A 16,168-nucleotide genomic window follows, 5' to 3' on the forward strand; every position below is an offset into this window, starting at 1 on the left:
CGGAGCGGGGAGCATCAGTCTCTGGCAGAGCAAGACCTGTGTCCCGGGAGGAGGACGACGCCGTGGCGCTCGTGCGCGTGTACTGCGGTCTGGCCTCGGCAGATCCGGCCGACCGAACGGCTTCGGCCGGAACGACGCTGACGTCCGCTGTGGTCGACGACGCAGGCCGTCTGCTGCACGTCTGTGAGATCGCCGACGAGGCCGCCGGGTACGCCCAGCTGGTCGCGCTGCTGGTGGAGCGGTCCGGCGGTCCGAGCGGCGCGGCCATCGCCGCGGACAGCGACGACCACATCGTCACCTCGCTGCTGAGCGCCGCCGGCCGTCCGCTGGCGATCGCCGACGACGACTCGGTCGACGACTTCGCCGAGCGCTTCGCCGACGACGACTCCCTGGAGGAGATGCAGTCCCCGCCCGCCGAGCGCCGCGCGGTCGGGCTGGCCCGCGCGCTGCAGGCCGGCGCGCTCTCCGCGGTGACCCTCCCGGCGCCGCGTGAGCTAGCCGGATACACGCAGGTCCTGGCCGCGCACGCGGCGCTGGCGAGCGGCCGGCACTCGGCCGCGGTGACGCTGCGCGAGGTGCTCCGCGAGCTCTACCCGGCCGCGCTGCGCGCGTATCCGGACCCGGCGGACCGGGTCGCCCTCGCGGTTCTCGACGCGCTGCCCGAGCCGGGGATGCTCACCGGTTCCGCGGCCCGTGGCCGCGACGGCGGGCTGACCGCCGACGCGGTGGTCGCGCAGCTGGCCGCCGAGGGTCTGGCGGACGCGGGCGACATCTCCGACGCGGTGACCGCGCTGCGGGTCGCCATCTCCGAGACACCCCGGCGGGCCACCGTCAACCGGACGCTCACCGCCGCCGTCGCCGAGACGGTACGGCAGGCGGTCGCCTCGGTCCGGACCTGTGACGCCGGATGCGACGCGCTCGTGGGCGCGCTCGCCGAACGCACCGCTCCCGCGCCCGCCACCGGCCGCCGGGCCGCCGCCCGACGCGGTGAGCAGGTCGACGAGCTGGCCCCGGCCACCGACCTGCGCGCGGTGCGGCCGGTCCAGCCGGAGCCGGCCGCCGAGCCGGCACACCGTGGTCGTCCCGAGCCGGCCGGCGCACCCGAGCCGGCCGGACGGCGCAGCCGCCCGGAGCCGATTCCCGGCGGGCGCCGCGGCCGGCCCGAGCCGGTCTCCGGCCCGGCCGCCACGACGACGCCCCGGCCGCTCGCCCCGCCACCCGTCGCTCCCGCCCCGGTCACGCCTCCGCCGGTCGCTCCGGCCCCGGTGACTCCCGTGGCTCCGGCTGCCTCGCTGGGCCGTCCGGCCTCCGCGCCGCCGTCCCGGCCCGAGCCGACCGGCGCGCCGCTGCCGTCGCGGGTGGACGGACCCACCAACCGGCCCATCTCCGCGCCGCCTCCGCCGCCGCCCGGCATCACCCCGATCGCCCCGTCGCCGCGCGGCGCCGTGCCGCCGGCCGAGGCCGGCGAGCCGTTCCGGCCGACGCTGACCACCGCGGCGATCAACAAGGCGCGGGCGGAGCGGCAGCGCACCGTCATCCCGCCCCGCCCGAAGACCAATCCGCACCAGGAACCGCCGACCGGCGGGTTCAGCGCCACCGACCTGAGCATCCCGGTGCCGGCCCCGCGCCCACCGGCCCCGCGCCCACCGGCGCCGGAGGCAGCCCCGCCGGGTTCCCGGGCGAACTGGCCGCTCGTGAACAACGAGGACGACACCGCCCGGGAGCGGGAGGGCACCACCTACCCGTACGGACGGGGCGTGGACGCGCCGAGCGACCCGGGCCGGGTCACGCCGCCGTGGCTCGCCGACGACCTTCCGCAGGAGCCGCCGATGCTGCGGCTGGTGGAGCCTCCGCCGCTGGCCGACCGGGCGCTGCGCGACGAGATGAGCCGGCAGGCCGATCCCGGGCTGGACACGCCGCCGCTGCGTCTGGTCGACCAGGGCGACCCGGGCCGCGTGCCCATGACCGCCCCGCCCGAGCGGCGTCCGGCGCCGAAGGAGCACCGCCCGCCGCCGGTCTCCGACGACGGCGACGGTGACCTGCTGATCTTCGCGCAGGCCAAGTCCGCCTGGTTCGTCGGGCACGGGGACGAGGCCGACCTGGAGTGGTCCAGCACCGCTGACACCGGCTGGCAGGCGGCCGAACAGGCCGCCCGCCCGTCCGTCGGCGCGGAGACCAAGGCCGGCCTGCCGAAGCGGGTGCCGCAGGCCAACCTGGTGCCGGGCTCCCCGCTGCGCGAGGAGCGTCCCCTGCGGATCGTCCGGAACGCGGCGAGCCTGGCCGAGAACACCACCGGATACTTCCGGGGCTGGCGGCGTGGCCAGGAGATCGGCGGCTTCGCCGTGGGCGGCCGTCCGGGCCGTGAGGCGGCCGGCGGCTGGGACTTCACCCGCGACACCGGGGACCGCGAGGACGACCGGGAGTACGAGTACCGCTCGGCCGGTTACCGCTCCTGATCAGAGTCCGCCAGGCCCACGAGTGGGGTGTTTCATCCCACACCTGGGTGATTTGACGCTGGGCTGGACCGGCCGGGAACATACCCGGCGGACCAGCGGCGGCGCCTGTTCGCCGGGGTGGGAAGGCGATTCCAATGGCGACACCGGCGTTCGACTCCACTGTGCTCACCCGGCGGGGCGTCCTCGCCGCCGCGGCCGGGAGCGTGCTGCTCGCCGGCTGCGCGCCGCAGGGCCAGCGGCCGGAGGACGGCCCGTCCAGCAGCGCGCCGAGCGACCAGGATCTGATCGTCGGGGCGAGCCTGGAGCTGACCGGCGCGGGATCGGTGCTCGGCGTCGCCCAGCGGCAGGCCCTGCAGCTCACCGCCGACTCGCTCAACCGCACCGGCATCCCGGTCGGGAACCTGGTCCGGTCGGTCCGGCTCCAGATCCTGGACAACGGCAGCAACCCGCAGGTCGCCGCCCGGCATGCCGCCGAGCTGACCCGGGCCGGCGCGCAGGCCCTGATCGGCGGCGTGCTCGGCGAGACCTCCGTGGCCCTGGCGACGGCCGCCCAGCAGGTCAAGACGCCGTTCCTCTCGCTCGGTTACGGTGACCGCATCGTGCTGCCGCTCGACGAGCGCACGTTCACCTACAAGCTCACGCCGGACGCCGTGGACATGGCAAGCCGCCTGGTGGAGCTGTTCGAGTCCATGAAGGTCCGGAAGGTGTCCCTGCTCGCCGCCGACGGGCTGCACGGCGACTCGGGTGTGCGGGCGATGCGGGAGGCGCTCGCGGACAGCAGCACCGACCTGGCCCGCACGGTACGCCTGCCGGCGACCGGCCGGCGCTTCCGCGCCGCCGCCGACCGCGTCGCTGGTGGCGAGCGGGACGGCGTGGTCGTCTGGGCCACCGCGCCGGACTCCGGCGCCGCGGCACGGGAGCTGCGCGCCGCCGGGCACCGCGGCCCGATCTTCTTCGACGCCGGCGCGGTCGCCGACGACACCGTGCAGGGGGCCAACGCCGCCGCCGTGGAGGGCGCATACGCCGTGCACCCGGCCTGCCTGGACATCTCCGCGGTGACCGCCACCACCACGGCGCAGCTGGCCCGGCGGGACTTCGCCACCCGCTACACCCAGCGGCACGGCGGCAGCCCCGGCTTCGCCCCGTACGCCTCGGACGCCCTCCAGCTCCTCGCGTGGTCGGCGCGGATGGCGACGAGCCTGGACCGGGGCCGCCTGCGGGCGCTGCTCCAGGCGCAGGCGGTCCAGGGCATCGCGGGCGGGTACGCGTTCACCGCCGCGCGGCACGGTGGCATGGAACCCGACTCGCTCGCCGTCTACCAGGTCTACCGGGGCGGCTGGACGCGTCTCGGCTGACCCGGAGCGCCGCCCGGCGATTCCTTCCTGGAGGTCACCGGGCGACCGCGTACCGTGTCCGTCCCCGGACGGCAAGAAGCGCCCGGTGGCCTCAGGCCGCCGGGCGCTTCCGCGCGTCGGTCAGGCGGGTGCGACGGCCCGCGAGCGCCGCATGGTGAGCACGTACTCGACCAGCGAGATCAGCACGTGCTTCGTGGACTCCCGGTTACGGGCGTCGCACGGCACCACCGGCACGTCGCGGGAGATCGCCAACGCGTCCCGGACGTCCTGCGGATCGTGGTACTGCATGCCGTCGAAGCAGTTGATGGCCACCAGGTACGGCAGCCGCCGGTGCTCGAAGAAGTCGATGGCGGCGAAGCAGTCGGCGAGCCGCCGGGTGTCGACCAGCACCACAGCGCCGATCGCACCCCGAACCAACTCGTCCCACATGAACCAGAACCGCGTCTGACCCGGCGTACCGAACAGGTACAGGATCAGATCCCGGTCGATCGAGATACGACCGAAGTCCATCGCCACCGTGGTCGTCGTCTTGCCCGGCACCTGCCGGGTGTCGTCGACGCCGACACCGGCGGAGGTCATGATCGCCTCGGTGGTCAGCGGCGTGATCTCGGAGACCGAGCCGACCAGCGTCGTCTTGCCGACGCCGAACCCACCGGCGATAACGATCTTCGCCGACGTCACTCGGCCGCTCGGGGCCGGCGGCCGGTGCGACATGTCAGAGCCTGCGAAGTCCACTCAGCACCCTCTCCAGCAGTTCAGTGCCCACCGCGTCGTCGGAGTCGTCCAAAATGGTCGGCTCGTGGACCGCGACCAGGCCGTCCGTCGCCATGTCGGCGATGAGCACCCGGGCCACGCCGAGCGGAAGCTGCATCCGCGCCGCGATTTCGGCGAGCGACTGCACACGTCCGTCACACAACGCGGCGATGTACTGGTGTTCACGACCGTGGCCACCATTGCCAGTGGCAACCGCTCGGCCGCGCACCGTCGTCTCGACGAGCGCCTCCAGGGCGATGTCGAGCCGGGGACGGGTACGACCACGGGTGACGGCGTACGGCCGGACCAATGCGCCGGTCGGCTCGTCACGATCCGCCATGTCGCCGCTCACCTCCCTCGTACCCGGCACCGGCTCGCCCCGGTGACATCCGTCGCTGTCGTTGTTGTTCCCGCACCTGACCCACCGGCCAGCGCGTCATTCAGCCCATCATCCCCACAGCCGTGCGCGGCTGCGGCGTCAGGGCATCGCCCACCCGGTCCACGAGCAGGGCCATCTCGTACCCGACCTGACCCACGTCGCAGCTCCGCGCCGCCAGCACCGCGAACGACGAACCGTCGGAGATGGACATCAGGAACAGGAATCCGTTGTCCATCTCGACGACTGTCTGCAACACCGCTCCGCCCTCGAAGCAGCGGGCCGCGCCCTGGGTCAGGCTGACCAGACCGGACGCGATCGCGGCGAGCTGGTCGGCGCGGTCCCGCGGAAGGTCACGGGACGAGGCGAGAAGCAGGCCGTCGGCCGAGACCGCGACCGCGTGCGCCACACCGGGCACCCGGTCGGCGAAGTTGGCGAGCAGCCATCCGAGATCCTGCGTAGTAGTCATCCTTGTTGCTCCTTCTGCCCGCTCCCGGCCACCGGGCCTGAGCCAGACTGCGAGGACTGCTGCCCGCCCGGAGTGCCCTCCGGGCCGGTCGTGTTGCTGTCGGTGTTACGCCCGCGCTGCACGCCCCGATGGTAGGCCGACAGCAGGCCCCGGACGCCTTCCGGCGTCCGCCGCTGCACCGAGGCAGAAGGCTTGTCGATGCTGCCGGGCACGAGCTGCGCCATCGGCTTCCGCTTCGGCAGGCCCTTCTGGGTGGTCTCCGCGACCGGCACCTCGGTGGCCGCCGAGGCGGCGCGCCAGCCGTCGTCGGCCGCGGTCTGCCAGGGCGAGGACTGCGGCGACGCGGTCGGCTGCCGGGTGGGCAGCCCTCCGCCGTACGCGGGACGGGTGTTCCCGTTCGCCGCGCCGTTGTCACGCGGTGCTCCGCCGGCCGTCGGAGTGTGTGCCATCGGTGCGTTACCTGTCGTTGCGGGTGTCGGCTGCGGCACGGGCCGGCCGGCGGTGTCCACCTTGGCGAACTGCTGGGTGGCGTCGCCGCCGTTCGTCGTCGGGGCCGGGGCCGCCGCCTCCTCGTGGGGCCCGGGCCGGCGGGTACGGAACCACGCCGACTCGAGCTCCCGGAAGATCGGCAGCTCCATCGTCTCGTCGGCGTACCGCTGGCGGTTGCCCTGCTGCTGCGCTGCCGGGCCCGGTCGCGCCGCCGGGGCGGCAGCCGGCCGGTTGGTCGCCGGGGTGGCGGCCGGCTGGTTCGTCGCCGGGCCGGCGGCCGACGGCTGGCCGGTCGCGGGCTGCGCGGTGGCCGGCATCTCCGTGCGCGGCACCCGGGGCAGCTCGGTGGTCATGTCCATGCCGCTGGTGGGCCGTTCCGGCGCCGCGGGGGCCGGGGCCGGAGTGACCGGCGGCCAGACCGGCGGCGCACCGACGCCCGGCCCGGGCGTCACCGGTCGCGCCGGCAGCTGGTTCGCCGGCGGCGCGGAGACCTGGTAGCCGGCGGCCGGCTGGCCGGAGACCGGCGCGGCCGACGTGGGCTGCCCGGAGACCGGCGTGGCGGAGACCGGACGGCCCGTGTACGGGTCGCCGGAGACCGGCGCCGCGGAGACCGGACGGCCGGAGAACGGGTCGCCGGAGACCGGGGCGGCCGAGACCGGACGGTACGGCAGCGGGTTGCCGGCGGCCGGGGCGCCGGAGACCGGCGGCAGCGGCGGCGCCGACACCGGCGGGACCGGCGGCGCGGAGACCGGCGGCGGGCTGTAGGGCCGCGCCTCGGGGCTACTCGGCAGCTGGCGCGGGATCGCCGGCTGCTGGCCGCTGGTGCCCGGGTCGCCCTCGGCCGGGTTGCGCCGCTGGGGCAGCGGCTCGAACCCGGAACCGGACGAGGGCCGGGAGCCGAACCCGCCGTCCCCGTCGCCCGGGTTGGCGCCGGTCAGGTCGGACCAGGCCGGCATGGCGCGAGCGCCACCGGCGTTCGCCGGGGTGCCCGAGCCGTTGCGCGGCGCCGGGTCGAAGGCGCGTCCGCCGAGCGTGACCTGGTTGCCGGAGGCGCCCGGGTGCGGGGCCGGCGGCAGGCTCTGCGGGTTGTTGTTGCCGAAAGCGGCCAGGGCGCCGAAGGCGGGCGTCGGTCCGCTCTGTTGCGGGGCGGCGGGCGGCAGGGCCGGCGCGCCCGGACCACGGCCGGCCAGGGCACGCGGCACCAGGACCGTGGTGGGCAGCGTCACGTCGGCGACGGTGCCCCGGTCGGTGCCCGGTCGCAGCTCGACCCGGACGCCGTGGCGGGCGGCCAGCCGCGCCACCACGACCAGGCCCATCATCCGGGAGACCGCGACGTCCACCTGCGGCGGCGTGGCCAGCCGCTCGTTGAGGTCCCGGAGCTGCTCCGGGCTGATGCCGATGCCCCGGTCCTCCACGTAGAGGGAGGCACGGTCGCCGACCCGGCGGGCCTCCACCATGACCTGGGAGTCGGGCGGGGAGAACGCGGTCGCGTTGTCGAACAGCTCGGCGACCAGGTGCACGAGGTCGTTCACCGCGTGGGCGGCGACCTCGATGTCCCGGTCGATCACCCCGAACTCGATCCGGGTGTAGTGCTCGACCTCGGACTGGGCGGCGCGGAGCACGTCGATCAGGGCGGCGGGCTCGCGCTGCACACGCGTGGAGTCCGCGCCGGCGAGCACCAGCAGGTTCTCGTCGTTGCGGCGCATCCGGGTGGCGAGGTGGTCGAGCTGGAACAGCTCGGCCAGCCGGTCCGGGTCCTCCTCGCCGCGCTCCAGCCGGTCGAGGTGGCCGATCAGCCGGTCGACCAGGATCTGCGAGCGGCGGGCCAGGTTGACGAACATGGTCGCGACGGACGCCCGCAGGGCGGCCTGCTCGGCGGCGGTCCGGACGGCCTCCAGGTGGACGGCGTTGAACGCCTCGGTCACCTGGCCGAACTCGTCCTTGCTGCGCACCGGCAGCGGCTCGGCGATCTGGTTGGCCAGCTGCACCGGGGTGAGCTGGCCGGTCACCTGCGGGTCACGCAGCCGGGCGACGGCCTGCGGCAGCCCGTACTGGGCCACCGCCAGGGCGCCCTGGCGCAGGTCGCGCAGCGAGCGGGCCATCGAGCGGGCGACCAGGTACGCGAACAGGATGGCCAGCAGCAGCATGGTGAGCAGCAGGCCGGTCTCCAGGAACACCTGGCGCTGGGTGTCCGAGCGCAGCGCGTCGGCCTGCCGGACCACGTTGCCGTCGAGGCGGGACTCCACCGTCCGCATCAGCTTCGCGTTGGCGACCATGGCCTGGTCCCACTGGTCCGCGCCGAACTGGGCGTTCTCCATCGAGCCGCTGTTGTTGCCCGAGATGAAACTCGTGTAGAGCTCCGCCCGGCGCAGGTCCGGCCCGGAGACGGTCTGGTCGTAGAACAGCTTGTCCGGGTCGGTGGCTACCGCCTGGAACGTCGCGAACGCCTGCGACTGGCCGGTGCCGCTGGCGATGAACTGCTCGCGCAGCGCGGGGGTGTACTGGTTCTGGGTGATCGCCTGGTGGACGACCACGCGGCGCTGGGTCAGGAATTCCTTCTGCCGGGCGACAGCGGCCGCCGCGCGCATCCGGTCACTCAGGTCGTTGTCGCCGGCGAGCTGGGTGGCGGAGTCGCGGATCGCGAGCAGGTCCTCGATCAGCTGCCGGTAGGTCAGGTCGGCGTCATTGATCTTGAGCTTGCCGTTCAGCACCTGGCTGCGCGTCGCCGGGAGGTCCTTCAGCTGGGTGTCGATCGCGTCCAGCAGCCCGACGAAGTTGCGCGGCAGGTCGTCGATCTCGCCACGCTGCCGCAGGTACGGCGACTTCGCCTGGTCCACCCGCTGGTTGGCCCGGTTGTAGCCCTCCTGGTACTGCGCCCGGGTCTGGAACTCCTTCGCGCCGAGGAAGAGCACGGCGCCGACCCGCTCGTCCTGCACCGTGTCGATCAGGTCACCCGAGTAGCCGATCAGATTGGCCAGGTCCCCCGCACGGTTGGCATTGTTGAGCGTCTCCAGGTGGTCGACCAGACCACTGGTGCCCACCACGACCGTGGCGATGGTCGGCACGATCATGATCAGACCGAGCTTGGACCAGATCGGCATGTCGCGCAGCCGACTCATCGGCCGGCGCAGCCGCGACAGGAAGGAGCCCGCCGTCGTTGGCCGTTTGCTCACGTCACCGCCCTCGCATTACCGCGCCCGACGTCACCTGAGGGCAACGCCGAGCGACCGACCCGGCGGGTCGGACCTCCGAGATTCCATCACGCCGCCCCGCAAAGAGAAAGACCAGGTTGTCCCTCACCGGAGGTGTGATGAGATGTTGATGCAATTTGATAGCTATCCGTCTGGCCGGAGTCACTGAAGGTAATGGAACACCCGCATCGCGTTGTCCTGCTCGCTGGCCCCTCCGGGTCAGGAAAGTCATACATAGCGCAGCGAACCGGACTTCCGGTGCTCTGCCTGGACGACTTCTACAAGGACGGCGACGACCCTACGTGTCCGCGTCGGAACGGACAGGTGGATTGGGAGTCCCCACTGTCCTGGGATGCGGACATGGCGGTGCAAACAATCACCCGACTGGCTCGGGAGGGCAAGGCCGAAGTGCCGGTTTATGCGATCGGCGCGGACCGCAGGGTGGCCACCCGGCCATTCGACATCGACGGATCGCCAATCTTTGTCGCCGAGGGGATCTTCGCCGCCGAGATCGTGGCCGAGTGCCGCCGGCAGGGCGTGCTCGCCGGCGCGTACGCGCTGCGCCGCCCACGCGGCGCGACGTTCCTGCGCCGCCTCGCCCGGGACCTCGCCGAGCAGCGCAAGGCGCCCCGGGTGCTGCTCCGGCGCGGGGTCGCGCTGCTGCGCGCCGAGCCGGCCGTGCTGCGCCGGCAGACCGGGCTCGGTGCCGAGGCGGCCCGGGCCGGTCAGGTGCTGCGCGGGGTGGCCGCGCTGCTCTCCGGCCACCCCCGCCAGTCGTGATCAGCCGATCAGCTCGGCGTACGCCGGCTTGATCACCTCGTCGATGATCCGCAGCCGCTCGTCGAACGGGATGAACGCGCTCTTCATCGCGTTGATGGTGAACCACTGGAGTTCCTTCCAGCCGTAGCCGAAGGCCTCCACCAGCAGCGCCATCTCCCGCGACATCGAGGTGCCGCTCATCAGCCGGTTGTCGGTGTTCACAGTCACCCGGAACCGCAGGTCGCGCAGCAGCCCGATCGGGTGGTCGGCGATCGAGGCCGCGGCACCGGTCTGCACGTTCGACGACGGGCACAGCTCCAGCGGGATGCGCTTGTCCCGCACGTACGCGGCCAGCCGGCCCAGCACCGGCGGGTTGCCAGGGGTGATGTCGTCGACGATGCGTACGCCGTGGCCGAGCCGGTCGGCGCCGCACCACTGGATCGCCTGCCAGATGGACGGCAGGCCGAACGCCTCACCGGCGTGGATGGTGAAGTGGAAGTTCTCCCGCTGGAGGTACTCGAACGCGTCCAGGTGCCGGGTGGGCGGGAAGCCCGCCTCGGCGCCGGCGATGTCGAAGCCGACCACCCCGGTGTCGCGGTGCCGCACGGCCAGCTCGGCGATCTCCTGCGACCGGGCGGCGTGCCGCATCGCGGTGAGCAGCGTGCCGATCCGGATCGGGGTGCCCGCCTCGGCGGCCAGCGCGCTGCCCTCCCGGAACCCGGTGACCACCGCGTCGACCACCTCGTCCAGCGTCAGGTTCTGCTCCAGGTGCTGTTCCGGGGCGAACCGCACCTCGGCGTAGACCACACCGTCGGCGGCCAGGTCCAGCGCGCACTCGCGGGCGACCCGGCGCAACGCGCCGGCGGTCTGCATGACCGCCACCGTGTGCGCGAACGTCTCCAGGTAGCGCTCCAGCGAGCCGGAGTTCGCCGCCTCGGTGAACCAGACGCCGAGCGCCGCCGGGTCGGTGGTGGGCAGTTCGTGGCCGACCTCGGCGGCCAGCTCGACGATCGTCGCGGGCCGCAGGCCGCCGTCGAGGTGATCGTGCAGCAGCGCCTTCGGGACCTTGACGATGTCCTCGTACGAGATTGCGACCATGCTCCGACCCTAGTCACCCCCGGTACGGGCGCGACGGTGGACCGGGCCGGTTCAGGGCCGCCAGCCGTACACCCGCTCCACCGCCAGCCGCAGGACCACCCGCCCGTCGGCCACCATGGCGTCCCGGTACTCGGCCCAGTCCGGGTGCTCGCCGCGGATGCGCCGGTACACCTCGACCAGCTCGTCGACCGTCGCGTCGTCGATGGCGGCGGCCGGCGGGGTGAGCGTCACGGTGCCCTCGGCCACGGCGTACGCCCCGCCGTCGTCGGTGGTCACGTGGAAGCTGGCCCGGGGATCGCGGCGCAGGTTGCGCACCTTCGCCCGGCCGTCGGTGGTGGAGCAGCGGATCAGGCCGGGCTCGGCCAGGTAGTCGAGGTTGGACAGCTGGGGCCGGCCGTCGCGGCGCAGGGTGACGAGCACCCCGCGCCCGCGCTCGCCGAACAGCTCCCACAGCCGGGCGCTCATGCGGTCACCCGCAGCGGGGCGAGCGCGGCGGCCAGCCGGGCGAGCTGATCCAGCATCAGCGCGGCGGCCTCCCCGCGGCCGGGGTCGGGTCGCAGCTCGCCCGACTCGTCCAGCGCCTGCCGGAGGAAGACGACCACCTGGTCGTTGACCGGGGTCATGTTCAGCGTGGTCACCACCTGCTTGATCATCTGCACCGCGCGCAGGCCCCCGGAGGTCATGCCGTAGCTGACGAAGCCCACCGGCTTGTGCTGCCACTCGTGGTAGAGGTAGTCGATCGCGTTCTTCAGCGGCGCGCTGAAGCCGTAGTTGTACTCCGGCATCACCAGCACGAAGGCGTCCCCGGCGTCGATCTCGGCGCTCCAGGCGCGGGTGTGCTCGTGCACGTAGTTCCGCTCGGACGGGTGGTGCGGCTCGTCGTGGAAGGGCAGCCCGACCTCGGCCAGGTCGAGCAGGCGCACCTCGTCGAAGCCGGCGTGGCGGACGGCGGCGGCGGTGAACCAGTCACCGATGCGACGGCCGACCCGGCCGGGGCGGGTGCTGGCGACGACGACGTTCAGGCGGGGCATGGTGAGGTCACTCCTGTCGGGGCGGCGGCCGGGGCCGGCGCGGTGAGCCGGGGAACGAGCCAGGCGACGATCGGCCCGATGCCGATCGCGTAGAGCAGGGTGCCGGGGCCGACGACGCCGCCGAGCAGCCAGCCGACGGCCAGCACCGTCACCTCGATCGCGGTGCGGGCCGGGCCGAGCGGCAGGCCGCGGGCGGCCAGGCCGGTCATCAGCCCGTCCCGCGGGCCGGGGCCGAGGCGGGCGCCGAGGTAGAGCGCGGTGGCGAGGCCGTTGAGCAGAACGCCCGCGACCAGCAGGCCGATCCGGCCGGCGAGCGGGGCGACCGGCGGCAGGAGCGCCAGCGTCGCGTCGAGGGCCAGGCCGACGAGCGCGACGTTCGCCACGGTGCCGACCCCCGGGCGCTGCCGCAGCGGGATCCACAGCAGCAGCACCAGCAGCGCCACGCCGTTGACCAGCAGGCCCATCGGCAGGCCGGTGCGCTCGGCGAGCCCCTGGTGCAGCACGTCCCAGGACGCGAGCCCGAGGTCGGCGCGGACCATCAGCGCGACGCTGACGCCGAACAGGCCCAGGCCGGCGAACAGCCGCACCAGCCGCGACGGCAGTTTGGTTGACATGTCATCAAGCTAGACCGCAACTTGGTGACATGTCAACAACACCGGTAGGATCGGTCCGTGGACGAACCGCGTTGGCTGGACGAGCAGGAGGACCGCGCGTGGCGCGGCTACCGCCGCATGCGACGCCTGCTCGACCTGGAACTGGCCCGGGAACTGATGCAGGACGCCGGCCTCTCCGAGCCGGACTACGACGTCCTGAGCGACCTGTCCGAGACCCCGCAGCAGCGGCTGCGGCTCAGCGAACTGGCCGACCGCATGCTCTGGTCCCGCAGCCGCCTGTCCCACCACATCTCCCGGATGCAGCAGCGTGGCCTGGTCACCCGGGAGGAGTGCGCCACCGACGGCCGCGGCTCGGTCGTCACGCTCACCCCGGCCGGGCGCCAGGCCGTCGAAGCCGCCGCGCCCGGGCACGTCGCCGCCGTACGCCGGCACCTGATCGACCTGCTCACCCCGGCGGAGCTGGCCGCGCTCGGCACGCTCAGCCACCGGGTGGTCGACCACCTCACCGGCCGCCCCACCGGCCGCCCGGAAGCGAAGGACTGAGGCGTGGACGACCGCATCCTCGCCCGGCTGCGCTGCCCGGTCTGCGCCGAACCGCTGACCGCCGCCACCGCCGGCACCACCCGCGCCCTGCGCTGCCCCCGCGGGCACAGCTTCGACACCGCCCGGCAGGGGTACGTCAACCTGCTCGCCGGCCGTTCCCCGCACACCGGGGACAGCTCCGAGATGGTCGCCGCGCGAGCCGACTTCCTCGCCGCCGGCCACTACGACGCCGTCGCCGCCGCGCTCGCGACCACAGCGGTACGCGTCGCGGGCGTCGACCCGTACCCCCTGGTGGTCGAGCCCGGCGCCGGGACCGGGCATTACCTCGCGGCGGTGCTGGCGGCGCTGCCGGAGGCCGCCGGCCTGGCCCTGGACGTCTCCAAGCCGGCGCTGCGCCGCGCGGCCCGCGCCCACCCGCGGGCCGCCGCCGCGCTCGCCGACACCTGGCAGCGCCTGCCGCTGGCCGACCGGTCGGTGGCCGTGCTGCTGAACGTGTTCGCGCCGCGCAACGGCCCGGAGTTCCACCGGGTGCTCGACCCCGGCGGCGCGTTGCTCGTCGTCACCCCGGCCGCCGACCACCTGGCCGAACTGGTCGAGGCGCTGGACCTGCTGCGGGTGGACCCGGCCAAAGCCGACCGGGTCGCCGGCAGCCTCGGCGCCCACTTCAGCGAGGAGTCCGCAACCGGGCACCGGGCCCGCCTCGCGCTGACCCGCGCCGAGGTCACCACGCTCGTCGGGATGGGACCGAGCGCCTGGCACGCCCAGCCGGAACGGCTCGCCGCGCGCGTCGCCGCGCTGCCCGAGCCGGTCCCGGTCACGCTCTCGGTCCGGCTCGGCGTGCACCGCCCGCGCTGACCCGGCTCAGGTGGAGAGGTCGACCTCTTCCCAGCCCGGCGGCTCGTCGTGGTACGGCCCGCGCAGCACCACCGCCCACTCCAGCGCCCACCGGCGCTGACCGATCGCGTTGGCGTCCACCAGGCCCGGCAGCGCGCCGCCGGCCTTCTCCGTCTCCAGGTACGCCCAGTCCAGGCAGTAGTGCAGGTCGAGCAGCGCGGCGGCGTCCCCGGGGTGCTGCGGCGCGGCCAGGATCCGGGCCTGCCACTGGGCGAACGTCTCCCCCGCCACCAGGTTCGGCATCCGCTCGACCAGCCGCTCGTCCACCGGCACCGTCGGGTCCAGCTCCTTGGCCAGCCCGAGCACCCAGGCSAGCGAGAACAGCGCGTCGTGGTGCAGCACGAACGACCTGTGGTCACCCCGGCCGCCCATCACGAACTGCCACTCCGGAGGCGTCACCGAATCGACCAGGTGCGACTCCAGCAGCCAGCTCATCGCCGCCTGCGCGGGCATGCCGAAGCAGCGGGCCAGGATCACGTGCAGCACCGCGATCCGGGCCTCGACCTCCGGCGTCGGACGCAGCTCGATCTCGTCGCCCGGCTCCCAGACCAGCGGGAACTGCGGCGGGGGCAGCGGCAGGCCCAGCCGGGACAACTCGTCCAGGCTCGCCTCCCGGACGGCCCGGGGGTCGGGGGCGGATACGCGCACGGTCAGTCCCTGTCTGTTCGGGTCCTCGCCGGTCGGTCCCCCCTGGCCTGGGAGGATAGCGACTCCGACCGGCCCGGCACCATGGCCCTCAGCCGATCCGCTCGATGACGAGCGGCGTCGCCTCCGGCGCGTCCGGCGCGATCCGCACCGCCTCGCGCGCCTCGGCCAGCGCGGCCGGGATCCGCTCGGCGTGCTCGGCGCGCAGCTCGAACAACGGGTCGCCGACACGCACCCGGTCACCCCGTCGCTTGTGCAGCACCACGCCGGACGGGATGCTCACCGGGTCCTCCTTGCGGGCCCGGCCCGCGCCCAGCCGCCAGGCGGCCACCCCGATCGCGTACGCGTCCAGCTCCGCGACCCAGCCGTCCTCGGCCGCGGTGACCACCTCGACCTCGTTCGCGGTGGGCATCGGCGCGTCCGGGTCGCCGCCCTGCGCCCGGATCATCGTCCGCCAGGCGTCCATCGCCCGGCCGTCGCGCAGCGCCGCCTCCGGGTCGGCGTCGGGCAGCCCGGCCGCGTGGAGCATCTCCCGGGCCAGCGCCAGCGTCAGCTCCACCACGTCGGCCGGGCCGCCACCGGCCAGCACCTCCACCGACTCGGTCACCTCGACCGCGTTGCCGACGGCCAGGCCGAGCGGCGTGGACATGTCGGTGAGCAGGGCGACGGTCCGTACGCCGTGCGCGCCGCCCAGCTCGACCATGGTGCGGGCCAGTTCGCGGGCGTCGTCGGCGTTCTTCATGAACGCGCCGGAGCCGACCTTAACGTCGAGCACCAGCGCGCCCGTGCCCTCGGCGATCTTCTTGCTCATGATCGAGCTGGCGATCAACGGGATCGCCTCGACGGTGCCGGTGACGTCGCGCAGCGCGTACAGCTTGCGGTCGGCCGGGGCGAGCCCGTCGCCGGCCGCGCAGATCACCGCGCCCACGTCGCGGAGCTGCGCGATGAACTCGTCGTTCGTGAGCGCCGCCCGCCAGCCCGGGATCGACTCCAGCTTGTCCAGCGTGCCGCCGGTGTGGCCCAGGCCCCGGCCGGACAGTTGCGGGACGGCCGCGCCGCAGGCGGCGACCAGCGGGGTCAGCGGCAGGGTGATCTTGTCACCGACACCGCCGGTGGAGTGCTTGTCCACTGTCGGGCGGGCCACCGGCGACAGGTCGAGCCGCTCGCCGCTGGCGATCATGGCGGCGGTCCACCGGGCGATCTCCGGCGCGGTCATGCCGCGCAGCAGGATCGCCATGGCCAGCGCGGACATCTGCTCGTCGGCGACCAGACCCTTCGTGTACGCGTCGACCACCCAGTCGATCTGCCCCTCGCTCAGCACACCCCCGTCCCGCTTGGCCCGAATGACGTCAACCGCCGTAAAAGCACTCACTTACAAGATCCAATCAGTAATCGCGCTTGGTCGCACCCACCAGCGAACGGTGACCGTCGAGGAATCGGGCCGAGGGTGACCGGCGGAGGGATCAAGCCTGACCGCCCGGAGCCGGGCACCCTC

The 16,168-nt window shown here is 74.0% G+C and carries 15 protein-coding genes; 5 read left to right on the plus strand and 10 right to left on the minus strand.

Features of this window, described 5'->3' with window-relative positions; all coding sequences use genetic code 11:
• Nucleotides 1–38: 38 nt before the first annotated feature.
• Nucleotides 39–2,456, plus strand: a complete 2,418-nt coding sequence (locus A8711_RS00420) for a transposase (RefSeq protein WP_069087171.1) — start codon at nt 39–41, stop codon at nt 2,454–2,456.
• 134 nt (nt 2,457–2,590) lie between these two features.
• Nucleotides 2,591–3,811, plus strand: coding sequence for an ABC transporter substrate-binding protein (locus A8711_RS00425; RefSeq protein ID WP_069087172.1), 1,221 nt, complete (start codon nt 2,591–2,593; stop codon nt 3,809–3,811).
• 120 nt (nt 3,812–3,931) lie between these two features.
• Here A8711_RS00425 and A8711_RS00430 read toward each other — a convergent pair whose 3' ends face one another.
• The 4 genes from A8711_RS00430 to A8711_RS00445 form a co-directional block, all read right to left on the minus strand.
• The gene (locus tag A8711_RS00430) at nt 3,932–4,525 is read right to left on the minus strand and encodes an ATP/GTP-binding protein (RefSeq protein ID WP_030501201.1); all 594 of its coding nucleotides are present in this window, start codon (nt 4,523–4,525) and stop codon (nt 3,932–3,934) included.
• 1 nt (nt 4,526) lies between these two features.
• Nucleotides 4,527–4,904 carry a DUF742 domain-containing protein gene (locus tag A8711_RS00435; protein ID WP_030501200.1) on the minus strand — a complete coding sequence of 126 codons (378 nt, stop codon included), beginning with the start codon at nt 4,902–4,904 and terminating at the stop codon, nt 4,527–4,529.
• 100 nt (nt 4,905–5,004) lie between these two features.
• Nucleotides 5,005–5,409, minus strand: coding sequence for a roadblock/LC7 domain-containing protein (locus A8711_RS00440; protein WP_013283992.1), 405 nt, complete (start codon nt 5,407–5,409; stop codon nt 5,005–5,007).
• Nucleotides 5,406–9,071: a sensor histidine kinase gene (locus tag A8711_RS00445; protein WP_064447624.1), complete on the minus strand. Its 3,666-nt coding sequence runs from the start codon at nt 9,069–9,071 to the stop codon at nt 5,406–5,408. Before A8711_RS00445 ends, A8711_RS00440 begins: the two co-directional genes overlap by 4 nt.
• Before the next feature lie 459 nt (nt 9,072–9,530).
• On the opposite strand from A8711_RS00445, the gene A8711_RS32650 reads away from it, so the two are divergent.
• On the plus strand, nt 9,531–9,869 hold the full coding sequence (locus A8711_RS32650; RefSeq protein WP_223201242.1) for a hypothetical protein: 339 nt from the start codon (nt 9,531–9,533) through the stop codon (nt 9,867–9,869).
• Here A8711_RS32650 and A8711_RS00455 read toward each other — a convergent pair whose 3' ends face one another.
• The 4 genes from A8711_RS00455 to A8711_RS00470 are packed head-to-tail and all read right to left on the minus strand — an operon-like array spanning nt 9,870 to nt 12,591.
• Complete coding sequence (locus tag A8711_RS00455) at nt 9,870–10,946, minus strand: adenosine deaminase (protein WP_043326756.1); 1,077 nt, start codon at nt 10,944–10,946, stop codon at nt 9,870–9,872.
• 51 nt (nt 10,947–10,997) lie between these two features.
• The gene (locus tag A8711_RS00460) at nt 10,998–11,411 is read right to left on the minus strand and encodes a PPOX class F420-dependent oxidoreductase (RefSeq protein ID WP_069087173.1); all 414 of its coding nucleotides are present in this window, start codon (nt 11,409–11,411) and stop codon (nt 10,998–11,000) included.
• The gene (locus A8711_RS00465) at nt 11,408–11,977 is read right to left on the minus strand and encodes an NADPH-dependent FMN reductase (RefSeq protein ID WP_069087174.1); all 570 of its coding nucleotides are present in this window, start codon (nt 11,975–11,977) and stop codon (nt 11,408–11,410) included. Before A8711_RS00465 ends, A8711_RS00460 begins: the two co-directional genes overlap by 4 nt.
• Nucleotides 11,965–12,591 carry a YitT family protein gene (locus tag A8711_RS00470; protein ID WP_069087175.1) on the minus strand — a complete coding sequence of 209 codons (627 nt, stop codon included), beginning with the start codon at nt 12,589–12,591 and terminating at the stop codon, nt 11,965–11,967. The genes A8711_RS00465 and A8711_RS00470 overlap by 13 nt, the downstream gene beginning before the upstream one ends.
• A gap of 57 nt (nt 12,592–12,648) precedes the next feature.
• Between A8711_RS00470 and A8711_RS00475 the strand changes: the two genes are divergently transcribed.
• A complete protein-coding gene (locus A8711_RS00475; protein WP_069087176.1) occupies nt 12,649–13,134 on the plus strand; it encodes a MarR family winged helix-turn-helix transcriptional regulator in 486 nt (161 codons plus the stop codon).
• A gap of 3 nt (nt 13,135–13,137) precedes the next feature.
• Nucleotides 13,138–13,989, plus strand: a complete 852-nt coding sequence (locus A8711_RS00480) for a putative RNA methyltransferase (protein WP_069087177.1) — start codon at nt 13,138–13,140, stop codon at nt 13,987–13,989.
• Between the two features lie 6 nt (nt 13,990–13,995).
• Here the strand turns inward: A8711_RS00480 and A8711_RS00485 are convergent, their stop codons facing one another.
• Entirely contained in the window at nt 13,996–14,676 is a 681-nt protein-coding gene (locus A8711_RS00485; protein WP_043326765.1) for a DUF4272 domain-containing protein, read from the minus strand.
• 88 nt (nt 14,677–14,764) lie between these two features.
• The gene (locus A8711_RS00490; protein WP_043326767.1) at nt 14,765–16,045 is read right to left on the minus strand and encodes a thymidine phosphorylase; all 1,281 of its coding nucleotides are present in this window, start codon (nt 16,043–16,045) and stop codon (nt 14,765–14,767) included.
• Nucleotides 16,046–16,168: the final 123 nt, after the last annotated feature.

It is taken from the genome of Micromonospora sp. II (genome assembly GCF_001709195.1).
Lineage (GTDB): Bacteria > Actinomycetota > Actinomycetes > Mycobacteriales > Micromonosporaceae > Micromonospora > Micromonospora chalcea.